The sequence below is a fragment of the Gaetbulibacter jejuensis genome, assembly GCF_039524015.1.
Taxonomy (GTDB): domain Bacteria; phylum Bacteroidota; class Bacteroidia; order Flavobacteriales; family Flavobacteriaceae; genus Gaetbulibacter_B; species Gaetbulibacter_B jejuensis.
Genome location: NZ_BAAAGF010000002.1, coordinates 286,985 through 313,343, shown reverse-complemented (window position 1 = coordinate 313,343; position 26,359 = coordinate 286,985). Strand labels below are relative to the sequence as shown.

Here is a 26,359-nt window from a genome sequence, read left to right as displayed (position 1 = left end):
TAACAGTTAAAAATTTACGGGATTGAGTAATTAATTGAAGGAAAGAAAGAATCAGCTTATTTGTAAGAAACCATAGGAACTAAAGAAATTAGCAAATTTTAATCAAAAAAACATAAATTAATTCGCTTTAATTAAAATAAGATTAATATCAATTCATTCAAATGTAAATACTAAAATCATATATTTGCTTTAACATATAGAATATAGCGTTAGCTATTTAATCTTGTTCGAAAAAACTGGTAATTTTTGAATGTGTACAAGATAAATGGACTGATGCTCACGTAATGGCGTGGGCTGTGTTTATTTGTGCACGGGTATACCAGTACCTTTCGAACAGTAAGCTACAGTTCCACGCTTATTATTTTTAACTAACTTCACTTTGGAACTGGGTGATTATAATATTAAATATTATGAGATACCAAATTTTCAGATTGATGCTCTTATCAATTTTAACTTCAACCTACTTAGGTTGTTCTTCTGATTCCGATTCAGAAAATTGTGAAACGATTGTATGTCTTAATGGCGGTACTTTTATGGATTGTGAATGTAATTGCCTTGAAGGTTACACAGGTAATAATTGCTCTGATCAAGTAACACCAAGCAAAGTAATTATTAACAAAGCTATTGTAAGGGTATTTCCAAATACGGACAACGGTGAGTTTTGGGATGCGGCAATTCCAGATGCAGAAGCTGCATTACCTGATGTCTACATTACTTTTCAGGATTCTGATTTGAATGTTATCTATGATAGTCCTACGTTTTATGAAAATGCAATTTCTGGTGAAGGCACTTTTTTTGAGTTTACATTAACACCTTCACTTGAACTAATTACTTATGAAAATCCATTTTTAGTAAACATCTGGGATTATGATACAACTAGTGAAGATGACTTTATGACAAGTTTTGGCTTTTTTGCTTATACATCAAATAACAATTTTCCTGATGTAATCACTGTGGTTAGTCAATCTGAAGAAATATTGGTTGACCTAGAAGTAACTTATGAATGGTAACATATAGTCCATAAAACATCTAGATATAGTCTTACTTATGTCTAGATGTTTATTCTTTGGGATTCTGCTTATTATTTTTTTCAGAAATTATTAATTTTAATAAGAAAATAGTTAAAAAACCTGCACCCAAACCAACTAACATATTAAAAAGAATATTATTCTTATGCTTTAATGATTCACATTCTATTTGAGACAACCTTAAATCTTCAGGGAAATTTTGCTTTAAATCTAATTCATAACAGTTTATTATTTGATGTTCCATAGTTAAAAGGCTTTATCTAGTTTAATTATTTTAAATGCATTTGTATCAACCAAGGCATATGCATAATCATGAACACATATCCAGTTTATATTTCCAATCTTCATTGTATGTGTATTAAATCCAAAGTTTAATCCTGCTCCATCCATAAAATCATATGATTTAATCACTTCACTTTTAGAACCTAATATTCTCTGTAACACCTTTCTATTTGCATTTAATATATTCTCTGTTAAAGCCTTCGCATTTCGTTCTTTAGCAGCTTTGATATTATTATACTTGATTTGGTTCTCCCTAGATGCAAATTTTTGGTTGCTACGCTTTGGCACGAACTCCTCTCCTGTTAAAGGATCAATGGCCTTTTCTTTATTATCTTCTTTCATGATTTTAAATTTAATATAGTTATATGTAGCTTAGATATAAAAGGATTTATACCCATTCAGGTTAATGCAACGGCATATATGCCAACCTAACTGAAATCCATATGCATTTAACTTAATATGCGTATTATAAGGTAAATTTAGGTTTTACTTAAGTAGTCATTTGCCTCTCGGTCTATAACCGATGGTTTGCCTTCCTTAAGCCAATTCACAATGTCCTTTCTTGAAAATGTCAATGGTCGTCGTTTAGAAACAACCGGCATTTCAAACCGACAAACTTTAGAATAAATCGTTGCCTTTTTATAGCCTGTTAGTTGTTGGACATCTTCGACAAAAATGATATCGCTATTTGAATTTGATTTGTCCGAGATCTCATCATTATTTACTATTAGCTTTTTTGCTTCTTGAGCAAAAGCCTCTTTACTTAGCTCCATATATTCTCCTACAGTAAGTGAATATAGTGGTTTAGATAAATCTTTCATTCAATATAATTTTAAATTGAGTCGAGCTGTTTCAACCTCTCGAATCATAATTAATTATGCAACGATCGGAAGAAATTTGGGTCCCTTTCAAGACCCTAAACTCAAAAGGCACCTAAAAGGGATATGTTTTTTTAAAGAAGTTATTTACTCTTAATGTAATCTAATCCTGGAAGGTCTATTCTTTTTGAATTTGGAATATCATAGAAATTTTGTGTTAGTTTCTTATGAACATACTCAAGATTAAAACCAGAATGTATTTTGTTCTTACCATAGTAAGTAAAGTGTTTACAAATCCATTTTTCAGTATTGACTAATTTTCCAATTATCTGTTGATGTAAATGAAGTTGTCTAAAAACCATTACAAACTGGTTAGCATTGCTCTTAAAACAAATTTTATTTTTAATTTCATTTTCTGATAGAAGGGAATTCAACTTTTCATGTTCTTTATCGTCAAAATAAGGCTTAAGGACTTCAAATAACTTTGTTCGATTATATTTAATTCTCAAAATGATTCTATCATCTACTAAGTTGACTTCCTTTTCAACAGAACTAATTGCTGAATGGTTTCCAATCCAATCTTCAACTATTTCGATAACTCTGTCGCTAAGTAAATCATCCTTAAATTGTTTAGTGACTATTTTGAGAAAATCAAGGATTTCGGAAGGATTATTGTTAAAACTGGACTCAAGTTGAAAATTTAAAAAATTACTTATTTCTATAAGTTTAGAATCATATTGCCTCAATTTCAATGCAAACCAGAAATCAAAGTCAAACGATTCAGGCTTAATGATTATGTTCTGCTCATACTGGTAACAAGAATGTTTGTTGAAAAAATAATTAAGATCATACCTGCCATTTAAACTTTTGGAATCTCTCTTAAAATCATTTAGATGTCGTAAATAGTAAGTTTTGTCTGTTTTGGGAACGTTAACACCTAAATCAACCGTAAAGTTTACCTCACCTTTTCTTATTATAATTTCCTCTGCTTTATCGATAATTGTTTTAGCCAATCTATCAGAGGTATTTCCAACTAAGAATTGCTCATGCTCATGTTGCCAAATATCCGCTATTTCAATATTGTAGTAATCGTAGTTTGTTGCCATATTTAAGTATTAATGTCTGGTATTACATTAGCGGCCTCTACTTTCTTTTGATTTATGATTTTAGCATAAACTTGAGTGGTTTTTAACTCCTTATGACCAAGTAACTTTGAAACCGTGTAAATATCGGTGCCAAAGGTAAGTTGTAAGGTGGCGTATGTATGACGAGCACAATGAAACGTAATCGTTTTACTTATTCCTGCTTTCATAACCCATTGTTGTAGCTTTAAATTATTCCAAGCACTGTATCTCAAGCCTTTAAATACACGATCTTCATCACCCTGCCCTTCATTTAACAAATTAAATGCTTGTTCTGGTATAGGGTGCGTTTGATAGCCATTGGTCTTCTTTTGTTTAAAGCGTATATAATGACCTTGTTCTTCAGAGTATTGGACCTCCTTCCAAACCAATTTGTGTACATCAGACCATCTAAGCCCAGTAAGTGCACTAAAGATAAAAGCTTGTTTCAAGATTGGAATCTCGCATTCCGTATTAGCAACTTTTTTCAATTCTTCTAATGTTAAGAACTCTCGTTCAGATTCTCCTTGTTTAAAACCTTTAATATTATCCACTGGATTATTTGAGATGATGTGTTCTCTTGTGGCCTCTCTTAAGCATGCTTTAACTTTATTAAAATAAGAGTAACATGAATTTTGAGAGAGTGACTGATTACTTTTAGTTCTTGCCGTATGCTTTAAATAATATTTAAAATCCTCAAGCCATTTGACGTCTATTTCTCGAAAAGGCACAAAATCGCCTTTAAATTTTATCAAATGCTTCAATACACTATCCCAATTACCATAATTACCTGTAGATTGGTTATAACGTTCATCTGTCTTTTCAGAAAAATAAGTGATGAAATTTTTATTTAAGTTCTCTCTAGCTGTATTTGAAAACCCATGTGCATCATGTTGCATCTCTAAAAACTTCTTAGAACGAATACTTTCTGCCAGTAATAAAGTTTTTTTATTATGAGTTCTTTCCTTAGAGGTATTTGGTGAGGTATATAGGAATAAATTTAGAGATTCCTTTTTTCGTTTTTGCTTCGCCTTTGGTAGATAATAATCTAAATATAAACTTTCCTGACCGTCCTTTTTCTTTCGTTTTCTAATGGATACATTCATGTGACAAAATTTTGTACCGTTTTGTACCGCAAATTAAAAATGGTACAAATACAGGACAAAAATAGTTAAATTTAAACAAACAGGCAAAAGCTCAATTCGATAATAAAATTTTAAACAACTGTTTTTCAATTGTTTATATTGATTCATTTTGAGGTAGTTTGTAGAAGTTACTTTCCGATACAGAAATTAGCAAAAATATTACCAAGTAGGTCATCATTAGTAATCTCTCCTGTAATCTCACCAAAGTGGTAAAGCGTTTGTCGTATATCAATAGCCAATAAATCTCCTGAAAGCCCAGAGTCTAGTCCATACTTCACTTTCTGAACCTCTTCAAAAGCCTTTAAAAGAGCATCATAATGACGTGTGTTAGTTACAATAGTTTCATTATTACGTAAAGCACCTGTATTAATTAAATTCAATAACGAATCGGTTAATTGCTCTACACCAAAACCTGTTTTTGCTGAGAGTAACTGCACGCCTTCAATCTGTTGCTGTAATGTAGCAAGTTGGCTGTCATCAAGTAAATCTATCTTATTGGCAATAATAAGCAAAGGTTTTTGAGGGTACCTATTTTTTATTTTTTCAAGTTCTATTTGTATCGATTTTAAGTCAGTAATCCCTTTTGTACTGTCAAAGAGATAGATTGTGACTTGAGATTGTTCAATCTTTTCAAAAGTCTTTTTAATTCCAATACTTTCAACAACATCTTCTGTTTCTCTTATACCTGCAGTATCTATAAATCGAAACCCAATACCTCCTATAGATAGCTCATCCTCTATAGTATCTCTTGTAGTACCTGCAATATCACTCACAATAGCACGCTCTTCATTCAATAGCGCATTCAATAAAGTAGATTTTCCAACGTTTGGTTCACCAACAATAGCTACAGGAATTCCGTTTTTGATGACATTTCCAACAGCAAACGAGTCTATCAAACGTTTTAACACAAATACAATACGGTCAACTAAACTTTTAAACTGTGTACGATCTGCAAACTCAACATCTTCTTCAGCAAAATCAAGCTCTAACTCAATTAAAGATGCAAAATTTAAAAGCTCTTCTCTCAACTTTGCAATCTCACTCGAAAAACCACCTCGCATTTGTTGCATAGCAATTTTATGAGACGCTTCGTTATCACTAGCTATTAGGTCTGCAACAGCTTCTGCTTGACTCAAATCAAGTTTTCCATTTAAAAAGGCACGTAGCGTAAACTCACCTGCATTAGCCATTCGACAGCCTTTTCTAAGAAATAATTGAATAATCTCCTGTTGTATATAGGCTGAACCATGACAAGACACTTCAACCACGTCCTCTCCAGTGTAAGAGTTTGGATTTTTAAATACCGAAACTAATACTTCATCATACACTCGTTTATCCTCTACAATATGTCCTAAATGTATGGTATGTGTCGCTTGGTCTTTAAGTAACTTATTGTTTTTTACTGATTGAAAACAACTATCTGCTATTGCTATAGCGTCCTTTCCAGAAAGTCGTATAATAGCTATTGCACCACTCCCTGATGGTGTTGCCAAAGCTACAATAGTATCTTGATGAAACATCTTTGATATAATTTTTAACAAAAGTATTGTAAAATTACTAGTACTCACTAATTGAACCTAGTTTCTTTAGGATTTTATTAAGAAAAATCCATTGACATTCTCCTATATTCATTAGTATATTTGTGCAACTTTAAAAAGAATATAAAATGAAAAAAATACTTGGTTTTCTATTAGTAAGCTTATTACTAACTGCTTGTGAAACTACTGAAAAACCTGATGGATATGTAGTAAACGGAACTGCCAAAGGGGTTTTAAATGGTATTAGAGTTTACTTAAAATCTAGAGATGACAAAGGAAAAGAAATGTTTAAGGACACAGCTATAATTGTAGATGAGAAATTTAAGTTTGAAGGCAAAATTGAAAACCCTCAAATGTGGTTCTTACAAGTAAATAGCGTTCCTGGAAGCAAACCTTTTATGATTGAAAATGGAGTTATAAACATACAGGTTGAAAAGGACAGTATGCATACTACTAAAGTATCAGGAACAAAGTCCAATAAAGCCTTTGAAGAATATAATCTTAAAGTAAAAGAGCTTTCTCAAAAACGCAGAACCTTAAGCATGAATCATAGACAAGCTGAAAGAGGTACAGATTCTGCAAAAACTAAACTAATCAAAGAAGATCTAGACAAGCTCACTAACGAAATGATGAGCTATCCTTTTGAGTTCATAAACAAAAACAATGACAACTTCTTCTCTTTAGTATTGATTGAATCGTTATTAGGAGGTAACAATACCGATTTAGACAAACTCAGCAATGCATTTAACAATCTTGAAAGTGACATTAAACAATCAATCTACGGAATGAGAGTTAACACTAGAATAATAACCAAAAAACAAGAAAAAGAACGTTTAGCAAACCTTGAAATAGGAAAAGCTGCTCCTGAGTTTTCAGCACCAGACCCAGATGGAAAAATGCTTGCCTTAAAAGATATGAGAGGAAAAGTAACTATTATCGACTTTTGGGCTTCATGGTGTGGACCTTGCAGAAGAGAAAACCCTAATGTGGTAAAAGTCTACGAAAAATACCACGACAAAGGTCTTGAAATTATTGGTGTGTCTTTAGATAAGCAAGGTCAAAAAGACAGATGGCTAAGTGCTATTGAAAAAGACAAATTAACTTGGCATCATGTATCTAACCTAGCTTATTTTAACGATCCTGTAGCTAAACAATATGCGATTAACTCTATTCCTGCAACTTACATTTTAGATGAAGAAGGAACAATTATAGCAAAAAACCTCAGAGGTCCAGCTTTAGAAAATAAAATTGCTGAATTATTAGATTAACAACGCACAAGCACTAAAACAAAAAAGCCTTCAATTATGAAGGCTTTTTTGTTTTTATAACTTTCCTGTTTTATGCATCACAAATAAAATAAGTATTGGCACAGCTAATAAACCTACAAATAACAAATTGGTTTCAAACAACCAAGGTGCCAGCATTAGAGTTACAATATAGCCTCCTACTGCTCCACCAAAATGCGCATCGTGTCCTATATTTCCTATTCTGTTTTTCATTCCGTATATAGAATATAAAAGATACCCAATCCCAAAAATATATCCAGGTATTGGAATTGGAACAAAAAACATATAAAGTCCCATATTAGGCTCCAATAATATCGCAGAATACAACACACCAGTAACAGCTCCACTTGCTCCTACTGCACTGTAATAATATTCATCTTTATGAAAATATAATGAGAGTAAGCTCCCTAAAATTAAACTGGCAACATATACTATAATAAAGTTTAAACTGCCTAAATAAGCAATAACAACATCAGCAAAAAAGTATAGGGTAAACATATTGAAAAACAAGTGCATTGTATCTACATGTAAAAATCCAGAACTAAACATGCGTATTTGTTCTCCACGTTTTATACTTCCTACATTAAATTTATAGCGCTCAAAAAAGCCATAATCATTAAGTCCTTTGAAAGAAATAATAACATTGGCAGCAATAATAACAATTGTAACTAAACTTAAATTACCCATAAACTGTAAACGTTTAAATAGAATATAACATATATTTGCTGATGCAAATCTAATACTAAAAAATGCAATTTCTAGTTTACATTCTGGTTTATCCCTTTTTATGGCTTATTTCTATTTTACCATTCAGACTATTGTATGCATTTTCTGATTTTGTATATCTTTTTGTCTTTCGCATTTTTGGTTACCGAAAAAAGACTGTAAAAGAAAATCTTCGATTAGTATTTCCTGATAAATCAAAAGAAGAAATTAATAGAATTACCAAAGTTTTTTACCACCACTTATGCGACATGATTGTGGAGTCTATTAAGTCCATGACCATATCTGAAGCTGAAATGAAAAAACGCTTCACCTTTACTAATATTGATGTTATAAAAGCTATTGAAGAGCAAAATAAAAGTATCATTTTAATGTGTGCTCATTATGGGAGTTGGGAGTGGATATTTATTCTTCAAACTTATGTAAAATATAGAGGAAATGCTGTCTACAAGAGATTAGCTAATAAATATTTTGACCGATTAGTAAAACGTATTCGTGCCAAATACAACAGCTACCTTATCACTACTAAAGAAACTGTTCCAACGCTTATTGACTTAAAACGAAAAGGGATTTTAACGATAAACGGATTTGTATCAGACCAATCACCTAAGCCTAGTAAAGCATTTCACTGGAATGAATTTATGGGCTTAAAAGTACCTGTATATACTGGAGCTGAAATGCTAGCCAAAAAACTAGATATGGCTGTAGTATTTTTTAAGGTAAAAAAGCTAAAACGTGGATATTATGAAACCACTTTTGAAACTATTACACTAAATCCAAAAGAATATAAAGACTACGAAATCACTGATATCTTTTTAAAGCTGGTAGAACAACAAATCTATGAAGCTCCAGAGTATTACCTATGGACTCACAAACGTTGGAAACATAGAGACAAAGTGCCTGAAAAGTTTTTATAATTACAACTTAAACCAATCGTCAATTGGTGTATTATTTGAGTTTGTCGCGTTCTTATGAATAAACTCATTGGTCATCTTATTGTAGTTGTAATCTTCTGCCCAAACCTTATGGTTTGCTACCAATGCTTTTAAGCTTTCGCAAACATAATTTACTTCTTCAGTTGTTGTTGTTGGGTGAATAGAAAGTCGTATCCAACCTGGTTTTCGCGTTAGCTCTCCCAATGAAATTTCTTGAGTTAACTCGTGAGAAGTATCATAATCTACATGCAACAAATAATGTCCATAGGTTCCTGCACAACTGCAGCCACCACGTGTTTGAATTCCAAAACGATCATTAAGTAGTTTTACGCCTAAATTATAGTGTAAATCATCAATATAAAACGAAAATACGCCTAGTCTTTCTTCATGTTGACCTGCTAAAATATTTAAGTGTTCAACATTGCCCAATTCACTAAAAAGCGTAGTCAATAGCTCATGCTCTCGTTTTAGCATATTGTCAACTCCCATTTGCTCCTTCAATTTAATCGCTAAAGCAGTTTTAATAGTTTGAAGGAAACCTGGTGTTCCACCATCTTCTCTATCTTCAATATTATCAAAATACTTATGTTCTCCCCAAGGGTTAGTCCAACTTACAGTACCTCCTCCTGGACAATCAGGAATCATATTTTTATACAATTTCTTATTGAAAATCAACACACCTGAAGTTCCTGGTCCACCCAAAAACTTATGAGGTGAAAAGAAAATAGCATCTAAGGCTTTTGCTTCGTCTTCAGGATGCATATCAATATCTACATAAGGTGCTGAACAAGCAAAATCCACAAAACAAACACCTCCATGTTGATGCATCAGTTTTGCAATATCGTGATATGGTGTTTCAATTCCTGTAACATTAGAACCTCCAACTACCGAAGCTATTTTTAAGGTTCTGTCTTTGTATTGATGTAGTAATTTTTCAAGATTTTCTAAACTGAATAATCCTTCTTCTCCTGGTGGAATTACCTCAACCTTTGCGATGGTCTCTAACCATGATGTTTGATTAGAGTGATGCTCCATATGCGTGATAAAAACAACTGGTTTCATTTCGTCAGGAACAGCAGTGTAACTCTTAAGGTTTTCAGGCACTTTCAAACCTAAAATACGTTGAAACTTATTTACAGCATCAGTCATTCCACTACCACATACAATCAACACATCGTCTTCATTGGTATTAACATGTTGCTTTATAATTTGACGTGCTTTATGATACGCTTTAGTCATTGCTGTACCTGACACAGTGGTTTCGGTATGTGTATTGGCTACAAAAGGTCCAAAATCATTAGCTATTTTGTTTTCAATAGGTCTGTACAAACGTCCTGATGCAGTCCAGTCGGTATATATGATTTTTTGAGTTCCAAAAGGCGATTGAAACTCTTGGTCAATTCCTATAATATGCTGTCTGAATTGTTGAAAATACTGTTCTAATTCAGTGGTGTTATGAGTCATTTCAGTCGTCAGCATAAGTCTGTGATTTAAAAGATAAAGTTACTAATTTTTCCACGGAAGTTCTTTTACTAATTACTAATAGCTTTAATTTCTGAAATGATTTTATCTGCTAAAGTATCAGCTTCTTCTTGTGAAGGCGCTTCAGTATAAATTCTAATAATAGGTTCAGTATTACTCTTTCTTAAATGCACCCAACTATTACTGAAATCAATTTTTACACCATCAATAGTGGTAAGTTTTTCATGGCTATACTTAGCTTCCATTTGCTTTAAAATACCATCAACATCCAATTCTGGTGTTAATTCTATTTTCTTTTTGCTCATATAATACAAAGGATAAGTTGCCTTTAACTCACTTACTCGCATCTTTTTCTTTTGTGCCAACAAGCTTAAAAACAACGCAATCCCAACTAAAGCATCACGACCATAATGTAACTCAGGATAAATGATTCCTCCATTACCTTCTCCACCTATAATGGCATTATTTTTTTTCATAAGCTCCACAACGTTTACCTCTCCTACTGCACTAGCTTCATAAGTTCCTCCATGCTTTTCAGTAATGTCACGTAATGCTCTTGTAGAACTCATATTGCTCACAGTATTTCCCAGAGTTTTGCTCAACACATAATCTGCACAAGCTACAAGGGTGTATTCTTCTCCAAACATGTCGCCATTTTCATCCATAAAGGCTAAACGGTCAACATCAGGATCTACCACTATTCCTAAATCTGCACGTTCTTTTACAACAGCTTCTGATAAGTCGGTTAAATGTTCCTTTAAAGGTTCTGGATTATGCGGAAATTGTCCGTTAGGTTCGCAATATAGTTTTACGGTATGCACTCCCAATCGGTCTAACAATAATGGAATTGCAATACCTCCTGTAGAATTTACACCATCAACTACCACTTTAAAGTTAGCCGATTCTATGGCTTTTTTATCTACCAAAGGTAAATTTAAAACCTCATCAATGTGCATATCAATATACGCTTGGTTTTTTGTGATTTTTCCTAAACTATCAACATCAGAAAAAGTCATGCTATCATTTTCAGCAATTTCTAAAATCTTAGCACCTTCAGCACCATTCAAAAATTCACCCTTAGCATTCAACAACTTTAAGGCATTCCATTGTTTTGGATTATGACTTGCGGTTAAAATGATGCCTCCATCAGCATGCTCCATAGGTACAGCAACCTCAACCGTTGGTGTTGTGGACAAACCTAAATCTATAACATGAATTCCTAAACCTACCAAAGTGTTCATTACTAAGTTTTGTATCATTTCACCTGAAATTCTAGCATCTCTACCAACTACTACTCTATAATTTTCTTTTTGGCGTTGTTGTTTTAACCACGTACCATAAGCCGAAGCAAATTTCACAGCATCAATAGGTGTTAAGTTTTCACCAACTTGTCCGCCAATTGTACCTCGTATTCCTGAAATAGATTTTATAAGTGTCATGAATTTATTCTTATTTTTAGCAAATATACCATTTCAAAACCGTAAACCTAAAATCGTAATTCGTAAATTCGACCTATGAATTTTCTAGCTCATATATACCTTTCTGGAGACAACGAATTTGTAACTATTGGTAATTTTATTGCTGATGGTATTAGAGGAAAATCGTATAAAAAATTCCCAATTGATGTTCAAATAGGCATTCTACTACATCGCGAAATTGACACATATACTGACGCACATCCTACTGTAAGACAGAGCACAAAACGCTTGCATAAAAACTACAGTCATTACAGTGGTGTAATAGTTGATATTTTGTACGATCATTTTTTGGCAAAAAACTGGAAAGACTATTCCAATGTTCCTTTAGAAGTTTATGTTGAACAGTTTTATGATTCGTTAGAAGCTAATTTTGAAATGCTTCCCAATCGCACACAGCGAATGTTACCGCACATGATAGCTGACAACTGGTTGTTGAGTTATGCTAAAATTGAAGGTATACAACGCGTTTTGGATGGTATGAACCGTCGTACTAAAAACGTTTCTGGTATGAACACTGCTACTAACGAACTTAAGCAATACTACGCTGAGTTTGAAAGTGAATTCACTTCTTTTTTTGAAGAATTAAGAGCCTTTACCAAACTAAAACGAATAGACATAACAAAAACATTTCAGCATAAATGAAAAAACTCATTCTGTTCTCACTCTTCTGTATCACTTTAATTTCTTGTAACGAAAACTCTAAGAAACAAACCCAACCCAAAACGCAAAGAGGTTTAATCACTTCAAAAGCTATGGTAGTTTCTGCAAGAGCTGAAGCTTCAAAAATAGGAACAGATATTTTAAAAAAAGGTGGTAATGCATTTGATGCTATGATGGCTACTGAAATGGCTTTGGCTGTAACTTATCCTTATGCAGGCAACCTTGGTGGTGGCGGATTTATGGTTTACAGACTCAACGATGGCACTTTTGGCGCTTTGGATTACAGAGAAAAAGCTCCTTTAGCAGCAACAAAAAACATGTATCTTGATGAAGAAGGTAATGTTATAAAAGACAAAAGTACAGTTGGCGCTTTTGCGGTTGGAATTCCTGGTACTGTAGCAGGCATTTTTGCTGCTCACGAAAAATTTGGTTCTTTACCTATTACTGAAATCCTTCAGCCTGTAATTGACTTAGCCAATAATGGTTTTGTTATTACTGAAAAACAACAACAACGTTTTACAGAATATGACAGTATTTTTAATGCTGTAAATGAAAAAGAAATACTGTTTTCAAAACACACTAAAGCTAACGACACGATCAAAAACCTTAAACTTGCTGAAACCTTAAAACGTATAGCCAGCAAAGGAAAAGAAGAGTTTTATAAAGGTGAAACAGCGAAACACTTGGTTGATTTTTTAAGTCAAAAAGGTGGGATTATAACACTTGAAGATTTAGAGCTCTATGAAGCTAAATGGCGAGATCCAATTGCTTTTAACTACAAAGACATTAAAGTAGTCTCTATGTCTCCACCTTCTAGTGGTGGTATTTGTCTAGCACAGATTATGAAAATGATTGAGCCTTTCGACATTCAACAGTATGGACATAATTCGTTAAAAGCTATTAAAGTAATTGTTGAAGCAGAACGTCGTGCTTATGCTGACCGTAGTTTTTATTTAGGCGATCCTGATTTTGTAGATATTCCAACCAATCATTTGTTGAGTGATGTATACTTACAAGAGCGCATGAGTGATTTTTCTTTTAAAAATCCTACCATTTCCGATTCTCTATCTTACGGAATAATTCCAGGTTATGAAAGCGACCAAACCACGCATTACTCTATTGTAGATCAATTTGGGAATGCTGTATCTGTTACAACAACACTCAATGGTGCTTATGGTTCAAAACTGTATGTTGATGAACTAGGTTTTTTTCTTAATAACGAAATGGACGACTTTAGCAGCAAACCAGGAGTCCCTAATGTGTATGGACTTATTGGTGCTGAAGCCAATAGTATTGCACCACAAAAACGCATGTTAAGCGCTATGACACCTACAATTATTGAAAAAGAAGGCGAATTACACATGGTACTTGGAACTCCAGGAGGATCAACCATTATTACATCTGTATTACAAACTATATTAAATGTTGAGGAATTTGGTATGACAATGCAGCAGGCTGTAGATGCTCCTCGTTTTCACCATCAATGGTTACCTGATGAGATTAGAATGGAAGTTAACCGTTTTCCTGATGAACTTAAACAACAACTTCAAAAAAGCGGTTATCCTATCAATGAAGAAGCACCTCCTATTACCGCAAGAGTAGATGCTATTTTAGTGTTAGATGATGGCTCCTTAGAAGCTGGTGCTGATCATCGAGGAGATGATACTGCTGATGGCTTTTAATCGAAATAATTTAATAGTCAACGTACAATTGAATAGCAATTAAAAAAATCGCTTAACTTAACCTTTCAAAAATTAATATATGTCATCTAAAAAGATATTAAAAATAGTTGCTGGAGTAATCATTTTTATTACTCTACCTAGCCTTTTGCTTTTTGGATATCTGCATTTTAAATATGATGAAGACCTTCCTGTTGGCACACAAAATGAGCAAGCTGACGCTTTAGCAAAAAAAATGCTAACTGCTCTTGATTATGAAGCCTATAAAAACACGAAGTATATTGAATGGACCTATAAAAAACGTAGGCATTACAAATGGAAAAAGAGCGAACATTCTTGTACTGTTTATTGGGAAGAATACAAAGTTGATTTAAAACTTAATGAGCTAAACAGCAGTAAAGCTTACGTTCATAATTTTAAAGTTGAAGGCGAACAAGCTAAAAACTTGATTGCTGAAGCCCATACATATTTTAGTGAAGACTCATTTTGGTTGGTTGCACCATACAGAGTCTTTGATGAAGGTGTTACGCGTAGTGTAGTTAATGTAAACGGAAAACAAGAATTACTTGTAAACTACCAACCTGATGATACTTATTTATGGCAATTAGATGCAAACGGAATGCCTACCAGTTTTAAGATGTGGAATGATAAACTACCTTTTGATGGTGTAGAACTCTCTTGGAAAGACTGGACAACTACCGAAAGTGGTGCAAAGCTACCAACCTTTCACAAGTTTATGTTTTTTGGGATGGAACTTCAAGATGTTAAAGGCACTAAGTAATGCTCAAGAAAATATTCAATCTGGTTTATGATGTTCTTATTTTTATCTCAAACCTCACAGGATTTAGCTACAAAGAGGTAAACATTATTATTTGGTATATTATTATTCCTTTGTTTTGGTGCATACTTATTGACAAGATTATAAAACGTCATTACTTAAAAATTGCATTTACACTCATTGTAGTAATTACACTATTAAGCGTTAAAAGTTTTTCAGAATTTTCAAATCAATTGTTTGATGCATCTGCAGACTTTTTAAGAAGTTTTAATGCAGTAGGAAGCAACTACACCACCTCATCAGTTGTTATATGCGTTGTTATACCAATTGCTATCAGTATTTACCTTATCAAAAAAGCATTCAAAAAAGAATCTTAGTAATTAATTAACCTCCTTTTTGACCAACAAACTGTTGTGATTTTAATTTAAAAAGCACATTAAAGGTTGTTAAACTACCGTAACTCCTGGTGATGTATTGTTGTAAGTCTATTTTCTCTTGCTCATCAAGGTTTTTACTGGAGTTAATTTTTTGTTCCATAACACGTAATCTATCACGTACCATTGTTATCTTATGAAAAAAAGTATCTATTGGTAACTCTTTTCCTTGTAAACTTGTATCTCCAGGTTCCATAACAAGTTTACCGCCTTTCCATTTATCAGCAATTGGCACTACTTCACTTACATCACTCCAACGTTTTAAAATTTGCACTAAGCTACTTTCAACTTCAGAAAAACTAATAGTATCAACATCATCTTCGCAAAGCTCTATAACTTCAAAATCGCTATCGATATCAATAGTTTCTAATCCGTTTTCAATAAAAGTTACCCAATAGTGTTTTGATGTAACATTAGTCACTACACCTTTTCCGTATTCGTTATGGTTTATTCTAGAACCTATTCCTAGTAATTGCATAAATTATAAGTTTTATGTTTAAGTAAAATGCTTGTTATTTAAAATTAAAATTTTTGAATGCATCAAGACAAACTTCAATACATTCGCAGAGTTAAAAGTAGTTATTTTTTATACGAATCCTGAAAACTTACTCATCAATTTATCACACAAAACACTGTTTCATAATTGACATTGCTATTGCAAAAAACTACCCGCTAATGCAGCTATTCACTTCTATAAAATCATCTTGAGTATCTGCAATCACCATTAACACATCATTTTCTAACAGTTCCGTGGAACCTCCAGGTCTAATATATTCTTTACCTCTTTTTATCATTACTATAAATGCCGATTTAGGAAACTTAACATCAACTATTCGTTTATTAGCTGCATAAGAATGAGGTGAAATCACAAACTCTTGAAATGACGATTTAGGTAAATCTAGTATAAGTCTATCAACCTCAGTTATTTTTTTAGTTTCTTCTGGTAAAGCCACTTTTAACCAATTAGCAAATACTGAAAGTGTTGTACCTTGTATTAAAACCGATGTTACCGAAATAAAAAATACAATACTAAACATCATGTTTGCTTTATCAATTCCTGCTAGCAAAGGATATGTAGCAAATACAATAGGTACAGCTCCTCGCAATCCAACCCAAGAGATGTAAGCACGCCTTCTTAGTTTCATTTTAAAAAACATCAAACTAATAAAAACACCTATAGGTCTAGCAACAACAATAAGAAACAAAGAAATAAGTAGTCCGATACCTATATAAGGAACAATTTGAGAAGGAAATACTAATAAGCCTAAGGTAAGGAATAAAACAATTTGCATTAACCAAGCCAACCCATCAAACATCTTTAAAATTGTAGATTTATGAATTAAGTCTTGATTTCCTAAGTAAACAGCACAAATGTAAATAGCAAGAAAGCCATTACCTCCTATAAAATCGGTTGCTGAAAATGTAATAAACATTAGTGCTATTGCTAAAACTGGGTACAACCCTTCAAAGCCTAGTTTAATGGTATTTATAGTAAACTTACTCAATTTACCAAATCCAAAACCTGCTATACAGCCTATAACCATTTGTTGTAAAAATAAAGGGATGATTGACCACGCACTTTGATCTTGATTTACTACCAACGTTAAAAATGCAATAGTTAACACATAAGCCATTGGGTCGTTACTTCCGCTTTCAAGCTCTAGTGTAGGACGAAGATTAGTGCGTAACGAAAGATTTTTAGAACGTAAAATTGAAAATACAGCAGCAGCATCAGTTGACGACACAATAGAACCTAACAATAAACTTTCATAAATCGTAAAATCGGTAACCATCCAAACAAAAACACCTAGCGAAGTAGCTGTAAGCAATACTCCTAAAGTGGACAACATTAAACCTTCTCTTAATACTGGTTTAACCGATTTCCAACTGGTATCGAGACCACCTGAAAACAAAATAAAATTAAGTGACACAATACCTATAAACTGCGCTAGCTTAGGGTCGTCAAAATAAATCCCCACAATACCATCAGAACCTGCTAACATCCCAATCACTAAGAAAAGTAGTAATGTTGGCACTCCAAATTTATAGGAAGTTTTCCCCACAACAATACTCACAAAAAGCAATAACGAACCTATTAAAAGTATATTTTCAATTGTTATATCCATAAAGTTGTATCAGTCTATCTATTTTTTAGTTCCGCACTAAGAATTATTACATTTTCCAAAGGTCTGTCATTTTCATCGGTTGGCAAATTTACAATTGAATCCACTACATTCATTCCTTCAATTACTTCACCAAAAACAGTATAATTTTGATCTAAATGCGGAATACCTCCTATAGATTTATAGACTGCTCTATGTGCTTCAGGAATAGTGTAGGTTTCAAAATCAGTATAAGTTTCAGCTAATTGTTGTATACTATCATTAAGCTTAGTTGCGAGCTGCTCATCATTACCTTCACTTGCTATCTTTAATGCTTCAAACAAAGGCTTATGCGCTTTACTTTTAATTACATGAAAACGCGCAGTCATAGTGTTAATACGTTGTTGCGCAACAATAAGCAAGCTATCGTTATACACTTTACCATCAACTATAAAAAATTGCATAGCGCTTGATGCTCTTGTTAAATTTTCTTCTCTGGCAGTAGCCAAGGCACCTCGTTTATGAAACAAATTTGGTCTAAATTCAGCTGGTACAGTATAATCTAAATCACCTTCACCTAAAAACTTTCCTATTGGTGCATTTTTACTATCAGGATCTCCTCCTTGTATGACAAAGTCTTTAATGACACGATGAAACAACAAGCTGTCATAAGCATGCTCATTTATCAGTTTTATAAAATTATCTCTGTGCTTAGGAGTGTCGTTAAAAAGCTCTAAGGTTATTTCGCCGTAATTAGTTGTTAATACTACTATTGTATTACTAGTATCTTCTATTTTCTTTTTTTCTGGTTTTGAATTGCATCCTAAACACATAAGAATGCTTAACAGAACAAATACTAAGTTTTTGTTTTTCATTTTCACAAATCAAAATTTACACTCACTAATATACACTTTTATGCCTTTTAGCATCATAACATTGTACTTTTTTCCACATTACCTTATGACAACCTATATTTTAAAATTCAGCAAAAACTAATACGCTCAGTAATATCTTTTTAACAAAACTCTAAAACAGCTTCACTTCGTTTTGTATTACTAAATCTGTACCTTTGCAACTTTGCAATTCTATGAGTCAATTTGAAGAACATATAGAGGTTCAAGGCGCAAGAGTCCATAACCTCAAAAACATAGACGTTACAATACCTCGCGAAAAGCTTGTGGTTATCACAGGTCTTTCAGGTAGTGGTAAGTCCTCTTTAGCATTCGATACTATTTATGCCGAAGGACAGCGTCGTTATATCGAAACCTTTTCGGCTTATGCGCGTCAGTTTTTAGGTGGATTGGAGCGTCCTGATGTCGATAAAATTGATGGACTATCTCCTGTAATTGCTATAGAACAAAAAACAACTAGTAAGTCGCCTCGTTCTACAGTAGGTACTATTACCGAAATTTATGATTTCCTCAGACTTCTTTTTGCTCGTGCAAGTGATGCCTATAGTTACAACACTGGCGAAAAAATGGTGAGCTACAACGATGAGCAAATTAAAGCACTTATTGTAGAGTCTTTTAATGGCAAACGTATAAATATTCTTGCACCTGTTATTAGATCTCGTAAAGGTCACTATCGCGAACTCTTTGAGCAAATTGCAAAACAAGGTTTTGTAAAAGTGCGTACTGATGGCGAAATAAAAGACCTTGTAAAAGGTATGAAGTTAGACCGTTACAAAACGCATGATATAGAAATTGTAATTGACCGACTTAAAATTGATAATTCTGCCGATAACGATAAGCGCTTAACAGAAACCATAAATACAGCCATGTATCATGGAGACGATGTGCTTATGGTGTTAGACCAAGACACTAACGAGGTACGTTATTTTAGTAGAAGTCTAATGTGTCCTTCTTCTGGTATTTCTTATCCAAACCCAGAACCAAACAACTTTTCGTTCAATTCACCTAAAGGAGCTTGTCCAAAGTGTAATGGTATTGGTAGACTTTATCAAATCAACGAACGTAAAATTATACCAGACGACAGTCTATCTATAAAAGCAGGAGCACTTGCACCTCATGGACCACAAAAGAACTCTTGGATTTTTAAACAGTTAGAAACCATTGCGCATCGCTATGGCTTTAGCTTATCCGATCCTTACAAAAGTATTCCTGAAGACGCTAAACAAATGATTCTCTATGGTGGAAATGAAAAGTTTTCGGTAGAAAGTAAAACACTTGGTGTTACCAGAGATTATAAAATCGAGTTTGAAGGTGTTGCTAATTTTATTGAAAGCCAATACAACAATGCAGAGTCAACATCTTTAAAACGTTGGGCAAAAGACTACATGGATAAAGTAAAATGTAGTGAATGTGAAGGCTCTAGACTCAGAAAAGAATCTTTATACTTTAAAGTTAATGGTCTTAATATTTCTGAATTAGCTAACAAAGACATTGTTGATTTGGTAGATTGGTTTAATGAATTACCAAAACATCTATCTGAAAAACAGTTTAAAATTTCTGAAGAAATACTAAAAGAAATTTCAACACGATTACAGTTTTTGTTAGATGTAGGACTTGATTACTTATCACTTAACCGAAGCTCAAAATCGCTTTCTGGTGGAGAAGCACAACGTATTAGGCTTGCCACCCAAATTGGCTCGCAGCTGGTTGGTGTACTTTATATTTTAGACGAACCTAGTATAGGCTTGCATCAACGTGATAATGAAAAACTTATTAACTCGTTAGTTTCGTTGAGAGATATTGGCAACTCGGTAATTGTTGTTGAACATGATAAAGACATGATTGAACGTGCCGATTATGTTATTGATATTGGACCAAAAGCAGGAAAATATGGTGGCGAAATTATAAGTATTGGCACACCTGATGAATTAAAAACACATCATACACTAACTGCCGATTATCTTAATGGTAGTAAAGCTATTGAAGTACCAAAAGAACGTCGTGAAGGCAATGGAAAATTTATTGAGCTAAAAGGTTGTACTGGTAACAACTTAAAAAATGTTTCAGTGACTATTCCGTTAGGAAAAATGATAGGAGTTACTGGTGTTTCAGGAAGTGGAAAATCAACACTTATCAATGAAACCTTATATCCAATAATGAATGCGCACTACTTTAATGGCGTAAAAAAACCAATGCCTTACAAGAGCATTAAAGGTTTGGAGCATATTGATAAAGTTATAGACATTAACCAGTCACCTATTGGTAGAACACCTCGTAGCAATCCTGCTACTTACACTGGTACATTTAGCGAAATACGAAGCCTTTTTGCCAAAATACCTGAAGCTATGATTAGAGGTTACAAACCTGGTCGTTTTAGCTTTAACGTAAAAGGAGGTCGTTGCGAAACTTGTCAAGGTGGTGGTTTACGAGTTATTGAAATGAATTTCCTTCCAGACGTTTATGTAGAGTGCGAAACTTGTCAAGGCAAACGCTTTAATCGTGAAACCCTCGAAATTAGATATAAAGGTAAAAGTATTAGCGATGTACTCAATATGACTATTAGCGAAGCTGTAGACTTTTTTGAGCACATTCCTAAAATCCATAAAAAACTAAAAACCATAAAAGACGTTGGTTTAGGATACATAACACTGGGTCAACAAAGCACAACGCTTTCAGGTGGTGAAGCACAACGTATTAAACTAGCTACTGAACTTAGCAAGCGAGATACAGGAAACACCTTTTACATTCTTGACGAACCTACAACAGGCTTACATTTTGAAGACATTCGTGTACTTATGCAAGTGCTTAATAAATTAGCCAACAAAGGAAATACTGTACTTATCATTGAGCACAATATGGATGTTATTAAAATGATGGATCACATTATTGATGTAGGTTACGAAGGCGGAAAAGGTGGCGGACAAATTGTTGCTGAAGGTACTCCAGAAGAAATAATAAAACACAAAAAAAGTTACACTGCGCAATTCCTTAAAAAAGAACTAAATTAGCGTGTTACAAAAATAAGATTTACACTATGAGAAACGAACAACATCACAAAAGATGGAATGAAATAAAAACAAACGACTCTTGGGCAATTTTTAAAATCATGGGAGAGTTTGTTAATGGTTATGAAAAATTAAGCAGAATTGGACCTTGTGTTTCAATTTTTGGTTCTGCAAGAACAAAACCAGACCACAAATACTACAAACTAGCTGAAGAAGTAGCTAGCAAAATTGTAGACCATGGTTATGGTGTAATTACTGGTGGTGGACCTGGTATTATGGAAGCTGGAAACAAAGGAGCTCACATTGCTGGAGGAACATCGGTAGGACTTAACATTGAGTTGCCGTTTGAACAACATGACAACCCTTATATTGATTCTGACAAGAGTTTAGATTTTGACTATTTCTTTGTAAGAAAAGTAATGTTTGTAAAATACTCTCAAGGTTTTGTTGTAATGCCTGGTGGTTTTGGAACTTTAGACGAGTTGTTTGAAGCGATTACCTTAATTCAAACCAATAAAATTGAAAAATTCCCTATTATACTTGTGGGAACAGAATTTTGGAGCGGATTGATGGATTGGGTTAAAGCAACACTTTTAGAAACTCACAATAACATTAGCCCTAAAGACTTAGATTTAATTCATTTGGTGGATACTGCTGATGAAGTTTTAGAAATTCTTGATGCATTCTACAAAGAATTCAACTTGAGTCCTAACTTCTAAAAAAAATTGCTTTTTAAAATATAGTTATGAAAAAGAAGAACATAGCATTGCTTGTACTAGCTGGTATGCTTAATATTTATGGTCTCTTCTCGCAAGAGACCTTCAATGTTATGTTCTATAATCTTTTAAACTATCCTCTAGAGAACAATGTAGAAAACAGGTTGCAATACCTTAACACCATTGTTGATGATTACCGACCAGACTTATTTATGGTTTGTGAACTCAATAATGAAAATGGAGCTAATGACATATTAGCTATGATGCAAAGCATAAATCCTAATTATAATAGAGCTGCTTTTGTTCTTAATAATTCTGATGATAATCTTGGTAATCAAAATGACCTGCAAAACCTTATCTATTTTGACACTTCAAAATTTATTTTAGAAAGTCAGAATGAAGTGATTACTATTTATAGGGATTTTAATCATTACAGGTTAAAGTTAAACACTGTAAATCAAAGCACAAACCCTATTTACATTGATGTTATTGTTTGTCATTTAAAAGCTTCTAGCGGAACAGACAATCAAGCATTACGATTTCAAATGGTTGAAGATTTAACAGATTACTTAGCCACTTTTCCTGTAAACAGTAACGTTATTTTAGGAGGCGACTTAAATGTTTACACCCATTCTGAACCTGCTTTTCAAGAACTAATTGACACTTCAAACAACATTACATTTGTTGATCCTGCTAATAGAATTGGAAGTTGGCACAACAATAGCAGCTATATTGACGTTTTTACTCAATCAACCAGAACGCAAACTGGTTTAGGAGGAACTACTGGTGGTTTTGACGACAGATTTGATTTTATTTTAGCTTCAGAAAACATGCTTACCAATACTGATATTTTTTATGTAAACGATTCTTATAAAGTATTTGGTAATAACGCCAACACCTCTTGTCATAATCAAGAAATAAATTCAACCAATTGCTCAGGAACCGATTTTGATTTTAATATTAGAAATGCTCTGTACTATTTTAGCGATCACTTACCAGTGACTTTACAATTACAAACTACTGAGGTTTTAAACACTCACAGTCCTGAGTTAAAACAACCAATACGCTTTGTAGGTTCAAATATTTTGAATACTTCTTTTTTAGAACTAGAGATCCATTCTGAAGCACTTTTTAACACGACTATAACTATTTATAATGGTATTGGTCAATTGGTAAAAACCATTCCTTTAAAAAATTCGGTATATATTAGGGAAGATATTTCAAATCTATCAAATGGTTTATACTATATTACCTTGTCCCAATTTAACAGTAACCCTTTAAAGTTTGTGGTAGCGAATTGAAATCAGCAATAACTATATATCTACTTTTAGTAGTAAACCTTTGTACATGGGCTCAAAATAAAATTGAGCTAAATGCAAAGTTTGATATTCCTAATAAAACCCTGCATATAAAGCAATACATTTCCTATCAAAACACCTCAAAAGACACTTTAAAAACCATATATTTAAACGATTGGAACAACGCCTACTCCGTTAAAACTAGTCCGTTAGCAAAACGTTTTACTGAAGAATTTAACAACAAATTCCATTTTGCTAAAAGTGATGAAAGAGGCTACACAAATATTACATCGGTTAAAGAAAATGAAGGTGATGATTTAGAGTTTACTCGTTTAAAAAACCACCCTGATGTTATTGAAATCACACTTAACAACGCTATTCCTCCAGGAGAATCGTATAATATTCTTTTAAATTACAACTTAGTTGTTCCTAATGATACATTTACCAGTTATGGAATAACCGAAACCAAAGATTTCAATTTAAAATATTGGTATGTAACACCTGCTATTTATGATGGTGAATGGCATTACTATAGTAATAAAAATCTTGACGATTTATACCTACCAAAAACCGACTTAACGTTTGAAATTGAGCACCCAAGAAACTATGCGCTCATGACAGAGTTAAACACGCTTGCGCTTAACCAAACTGATAGTACATTAATTACTATTATAAATGGAAAAGATCGTATTAATTCGTTTTTATCTCTAGCTCGATTTCCTGATTTTAAATATGTAAAAACCGATAATGTAACTGTTATTACTAATTTAAAAGAAGAAAACTTAGAAGCACATGAAAGAGCTATTATAACTGATAAAGTACTCAGTTTTATTGATGACAACTTAGGAAAGTATCCACATGAAAGAATGTTGTTAACCGAAATTGAGTATAAAAAAGACCCATTGTATGGCCTTAACCAGTTACCAAGTTTTATTAGGCCTTTTCCTGATAATTTTCAATACGAACTGAAGCTTTTAAGAACAGCTCTCAATAAATATCTTGAAAACACATTATTGATAAATCCTCGTAAAGACTATTGGCTAAAAGATAGTTTTCAGGTTTATTTTCTAATGAAATATATTGAAGAACATTATCCAGACATGAAGCTTCTAGGAACATTAGCTGATGTTTGGGGAGTAAGATCTTTTCATGCTGCCGATTTAAAATTCAACGACCAATACCTGTTGTTTTTTATGCAAATGGCTCGTACTAACAGAGATCAACCTTTGGCAATGTCTAAAGATTCTTTATTAAAGTTCAATGCTAATATTGCAAGCAAGTATAAAGCAGGTTTGGGTTTAAAATACTTAGACGATTTTATTAATGGAAATGTACTTGAGCAGACTATCGTTCAATTCTTAAAAGAAACTAGGCTAAAACCAACTTCTTCTAAAGCATTTGAAACACTTTTAAAACAAAACACCTCAAAAGATATCGATTGGTTTTTTGATGATTATCTAACAACAAGAAAAAAGATTGATTTTAAAATTAAAAATGTTTCAAAAACCGAAGATTCAATAACATTTACTATAAAAAACAAGCGTAAAAATGCAATGCCTGTGTCGTTATTTACTTTAAATAACGATTCAATACTTTCTAAAACTTGGATAGAAAATGTTAATGGAAGTAAAACGTTAACCATACCAAGAAATGACGCTAATAAACTGGTTTTAAATTACGATAATGCAATACCAGAAATAAACCTAAGAGATAATCAAAAATCCTTAAAAGGGTTTTTCTTCAACAATAAACCATTTCAATTCCGATTATTTAAGGATATTGAAGACCCTCATTACAACCAAGTATTTTTAATGCCAATTGTAGAGTATAAAAATATTTACGATGGTTTAAATTTAGGAGCAAAAATCTATAATAAAACATTGTTGCGTAAAAAATTAAACTACAAGTTTTCTCCACAATACTCAACAAACTCTAAGACCTTAACCGGATCTTCAACTGTTTTGTTTACTCACAATATTGAAAACAACAACCTATACAATATTACCTATGGTTTAACCGCTAGTTATTCATCTTTTGCTGAAAATGCTTTTGTAACCATAGTATCGCCTACGCTTTCATTTTATTTTAGAGATGACAAAAACTTTAGGTCTAATAAGTCTAACTACATTAACTTAAGGTATTTAGATATTTCAAGAAAGCAAGAAGACAATAATCTTATATTGACCGAAGAACCAGATTATGGTGTTTTCAATATTAGATATATAAACTCTAACCCTGGTTTGGTTGATTTTTATAAAATTTATACAGACTTTCAAATAGCTAATAAATTTGGTAAAATAGCTGTAAACTACGAGTATCGTAAGCTTTCTGAAAATAACAGACAATTTAACTTTAGGTTTTTTGCAGGTACATTTTTATACAATAAAACCAATGCTAATAACAACTACTTTAGTTTTGCATTAGATAGACCTACTGATTATTTATTTGATTACGATTATTTAGGACGCTCTGAAGCTTCTGGTATTTTTAGTCAACAAATTATCATTGCCGAAGGTGGATTTAAATCAAAGTTAAGACCTGCTTTTGCCAACCAATGGATGACAACTATAAATACCAGTACAAGCATTTGGAAATATATTGAAGCCTATGGAGACCTTGGTCTTGTAAAAAACAAATACTCTGATGCTGAAGTCGTTTATGACTCCGGAATACGATTAAACTTAGTGCCAGATTATTTTGAAGTATTTTTCCCTGTATATTCCAATTTAGGATGGGAAATTGCTCAACCACATTACGATCAAAAAATAAGGTTTAAATTTACAGTAGATCCACAAGCACTTTTAGGCCTATTTAGAAGGAAGTGGTATTAGGAATTTATTAACAGATTCTTAATTTTTATCGATTTAATAGAGAAATATTAAAAATATTTGCTTTTTTTTGATATATTCTTAATATTATAACAAATTTAGGCATTGTAAA

General features: G+C 32.8%; 23 protein-coding genes. 11 read left to right on the top strand and 12 right to left on the bottom strand.

The features are described 5' to 3' along the window. Window positions 1–434 precede the first annotated feature (434 nt). Window positions 435–1,010: a C2 domain-containing protein gene (locus ABD011_RS08005; RefSeq protein WP_343797268.1), complete on the top strand. Its 576-nt coding sequence runs from the start codon at window positions 435–437 to the stop codon at window positions 1,008–1,010. Window positions 1,011–1,059: 49 nt separating this feature from the next. Here the strand turns inward: ABD011_RS08005 and ABD011_RS08000 are convergent, their stop codons facing one another. The 6 genes from ABD011_RS08000 to mnmE form a co-directional block, all read right to left on the bottom strand. Then, a complete protein-coding gene (locus ABD011_RS08000) occupies window positions 1,060–1,272 on the bottom strand; it encodes a hypothetical protein (RefSeq protein ID WP_343797266.1) in 213 nt (70 codons plus the stop codon). Between the two features lie 2 nt (window positions 1,273–1,274). Continuing rightward, window positions 1,275–1,652 (bottom strand): hypothetical protein, encoded by a 378-nt coding sequence (locus ABD011_RS07995; RefSeq protein ID WP_343797264.1) that lies wholly within the window; start codon window positions 1,650–1,652, stop codon window positions 1,275–1,277. Window positions 1,653–1,789: 137 nt separating this feature from the next. Next, entirely contained in the window at window positions 1,790–2,131 is a 342-nt protein-coding gene (locus ABD011_RS07990; RefSeq protein ID WP_343797262.1) for a hypothetical protein, read from the bottom strand. Between the two features lie 140 nt (window positions 2,132–2,271). After that, a complete protein-coding gene (locus tag ABD011_RS07985; RefSeq protein ID WP_343797260.1) occupies window positions 2,272–3,234 on the bottom strand; it encodes a hypothetical protein in 963 nt (320 codons plus the stop codon). A 2-nt stretch (window positions 3,235–3,236) separates the two neighbouring features. Beyond that, window positions 3,237–4,355, bottom strand: coding sequence for a site-specific integrase (locus ABD011_RS07980; protein WP_343797258.1), 1,119 nt, complete (start codon window positions 4,353–4,355; stop codon window positions 3,237–3,239). Window positions 4,356–4,522: 167 nt separating this feature from the next. Further along, entirely contained in the window at window positions 4,523–5,914 is a 1,392-nt protein-coding gene (gene mnmE / locus ABD011_RS07975) for a tRNA uridine-5-carboxymethylaminomethyl(34) synthesis GTPase MnmE (protein WP_343797256.1), read from the bottom strand. 146 nt (window positions 5,915–6,060) lie between these two features. On the opposite strand from mnmE, the gene ABD011_RS07970 reads away from it, so the two are divergent. Further along, window positions 6,061–7,200: a TlpA disulfide reductase family protein gene (locus ABD011_RS07970; RefSeq protein WP_131507534.1), complete on the top strand. Its 1,140-nt coding sequence runs from the start codon at window positions 6,061–6,063 to the stop codon at window positions 7,198–7,200. 54 nt (window positions 7,201–7,254) lie between these two features. Here ABD011_RS07970 and ABD011_RS07965 read toward each other — a convergent pair whose 3' ends face one another. Continuing rightward, window positions 7,255–7,905 (bottom strand): rhomboid family intramembrane serine protease, encoded by a 651-nt coding sequence (locus ABD011_RS07965; RefSeq protein WP_343797254.1) that lies wholly within the window; start codon window positions 7,903–7,905, stop codon window positions 7,255–7,257. Window positions 7,906–7,967: 62 nt separating this feature from the next. Here ABD011_RS07965 and ABD011_RS07960 point away from each other — a divergent pair, with 62 nt between their 5' ends. Then, window positions 7,968–8,858 carry a lysophospholipid acyltransferase family protein gene (locus tag ABD011_RS07960; protein WP_131507536.1) on the top strand — a complete coding sequence of 297 codons (891 nt, stop codon included), beginning with the start codon at window positions 7,968–7,970 and terminating at the stop codon, window positions 8,856–8,858. Here the strand turns inward: ABD011_RS07960 and ABD011_RS07955 are convergent, their stop codons facing one another. Next, window positions 8,859–10,355 (bottom strand): aminotransferase class V-fold PLP-dependent enzyme, encoded by a 1,497-nt coding sequence (locus ABD011_RS07955; protein WP_343797251.1) that lies wholly within the window; start codon window positions 10,353–10,355, stop codon window positions 8,859–8,861. It lies immediately after the preceding gene. Between the two features lie 53 nt (window positions 10,356–10,408). Continuing rightward, window positions 10,409–11,797, bottom strand: a complete 1,389-nt coding sequence (glmM, locus tag ABD011_RS07950; protein ID WP_343797249.1) for a phosphoglucosamine mutase — start codon at window positions 11,795–11,797, stop codon at window positions 10,409–10,411. Between the two features lie 75 nt (window positions 11,798–11,872). Here glmM and ABD011_RS07945 point away from each other — a divergent pair, with 75 nt between their 5' ends. The 4 genes from ABD011_RS07945 to ABD011_RS07930 all read left to right on the top strand — a co-directional run bounded on the left by ABD011_RS07945 (window position 11,873) and on the right by ABD011_RS07930 (window position 15,330). Then, window positions 11,873–12,478 carry an acyl carrier protein phosphodiesterase gene (locus ABD011_RS07945; protein ID WP_343797247.1) on the top strand — a complete coding sequence of 202 codons (606 nt, stop codon included), beginning with the start codon at window positions 11,873–11,875 and terminating at the stop codon, window positions 12,476–12,478. Continuing rightward, window positions 12,475–14,178, top strand: a complete 1,704-nt coding sequence (gene ggt / locus ABD011_RS07940) for a gamma-glutamyltransferase (protein WP_343797245.1) — start codon at window positions 12,475–12,477, stop codon at window positions 14,176–14,178. The genes ABD011_RS07945 and ggt overlap by 4 nt, the downstream gene beginning before the upstream one ends. Before the next feature lie 79 nt (window positions 14,179–14,257). Next, window positions 14,258–14,956, top strand: a complete 699-nt coding sequence (locus ABD011_RS07935; protein ID WP_262732897.1) for a hypothetical protein — start codon at window positions 14,258–14,260, stop codon at window positions 14,954–14,956. Beyond that, complete coding sequence (locus ABD011_RS07930) at window positions 14,956–15,330, top strand: hypothetical protein (RefSeq protein ID WP_343797242.1); 375 nt, start codon at window positions 14,956–14,958, stop codon at window positions 15,328–15,330. Before ABD011_RS07935 ends, ABD011_RS07930 begins: the two co-directional genes overlap by 1 nt. A gap of 7 nt (window positions 15,331–15,337) precedes the next feature. Here the strand turns inward: ABD011_RS07930 and ABD011_RS07925 are convergent, their stop codons facing one another. The 3 genes from ABD011_RS07925 to ABD011_RS07915 all read right to left on the bottom strand — a co-directional run bounded on the left by ABD011_RS07925 (window position 15,338) and on the right by ABD011_RS07915 (window position 18,364). Next, window positions 15,338–15,865, bottom strand: a complete 528-nt coding sequence (locus ABD011_RS07925) for a hypothetical protein (protein WP_262732895.1) — start codon at window positions 15,863–15,865, stop codon at window positions 15,338–15,340. A gap of 187 nt (window positions 15,866–16,052) precedes the next feature. Next, a complete protein-coding gene (locus ABD011_RS07920) occupies window positions 16,053–17,513 on the bottom strand; it encodes a potassium/proton antiporter (protein WP_335974966.1) in 1,461 nt (486 codons plus the stop codon). A 14-nt stretch (window positions 17,514–17,527) separates the two neighbouring features. Beyond that, window positions 17,528–18,364 (bottom strand): peptidylprolyl isomerase, encoded by an 837-nt coding sequence (locus tag ABD011_RS07915; RefSeq protein WP_343797238.1) that lies wholly within the window; start codon window positions 18,362–18,364, stop codon window positions 17,528–17,530. Between the two features lie 212 nt (window positions 18,365–18,576). On the opposite strand from ABD011_RS07915, the gene uvrA reads away from it, so the two are divergent. Genes uvrA through ABD011_RS07895 form a run of 4 tightly spaced genes read left to right on the top strand, consistent with a single transcriptional unit; the run spans window position 18,577 to window position 26,250 of the window. Further along, complete coding sequence (uvrA, locus tag ABD011_RS07910; RefSeq protein WP_343797236.1) at window positions 18,577–21,408, top strand: excinuclease ABC subunit UvrA; 2,832 nt, start codon at window positions 18,577–18,579, stop codon at window positions 21,406–21,408. Between the two features lie 26 nt (window positions 21,409–21,434). Next, on the top strand, window positions 21,435–22,124 hold the full coding sequence (locus ABD011_RS07905; protein ID WP_129760586.1) for an LOG family protein: 690 nt from the start codon (window positions 21,435–21,437) through the stop codon (window positions 22,122–22,124). Between the two features lie 26 nt (window positions 22,125–22,150). Further along, complete coding sequence (locus ABD011_RS07900) at window positions 22,151–23,422, top strand: hypothetical protein (protein WP_343797234.1); 1,272 nt, start codon at window positions 22,151–22,153, stop codon at window positions 23,420–23,422. Next, window positions 23,419–26,250 (top strand): gluzincin family metallopeptidase, encoded by a 2,832-nt coding sequence (locus ABD011_RS07895; protein ID WP_343797232.1) that lies wholly within the window; start codon window positions 23,419–23,421, stop codon window positions 26,248–26,250. Before ABD011_RS07900 ends, ABD011_RS07895 begins: the two co-directional genes overlap by 4 nt. Window positions 26,251–26,359: the final 109 nt, after the last annotated feature.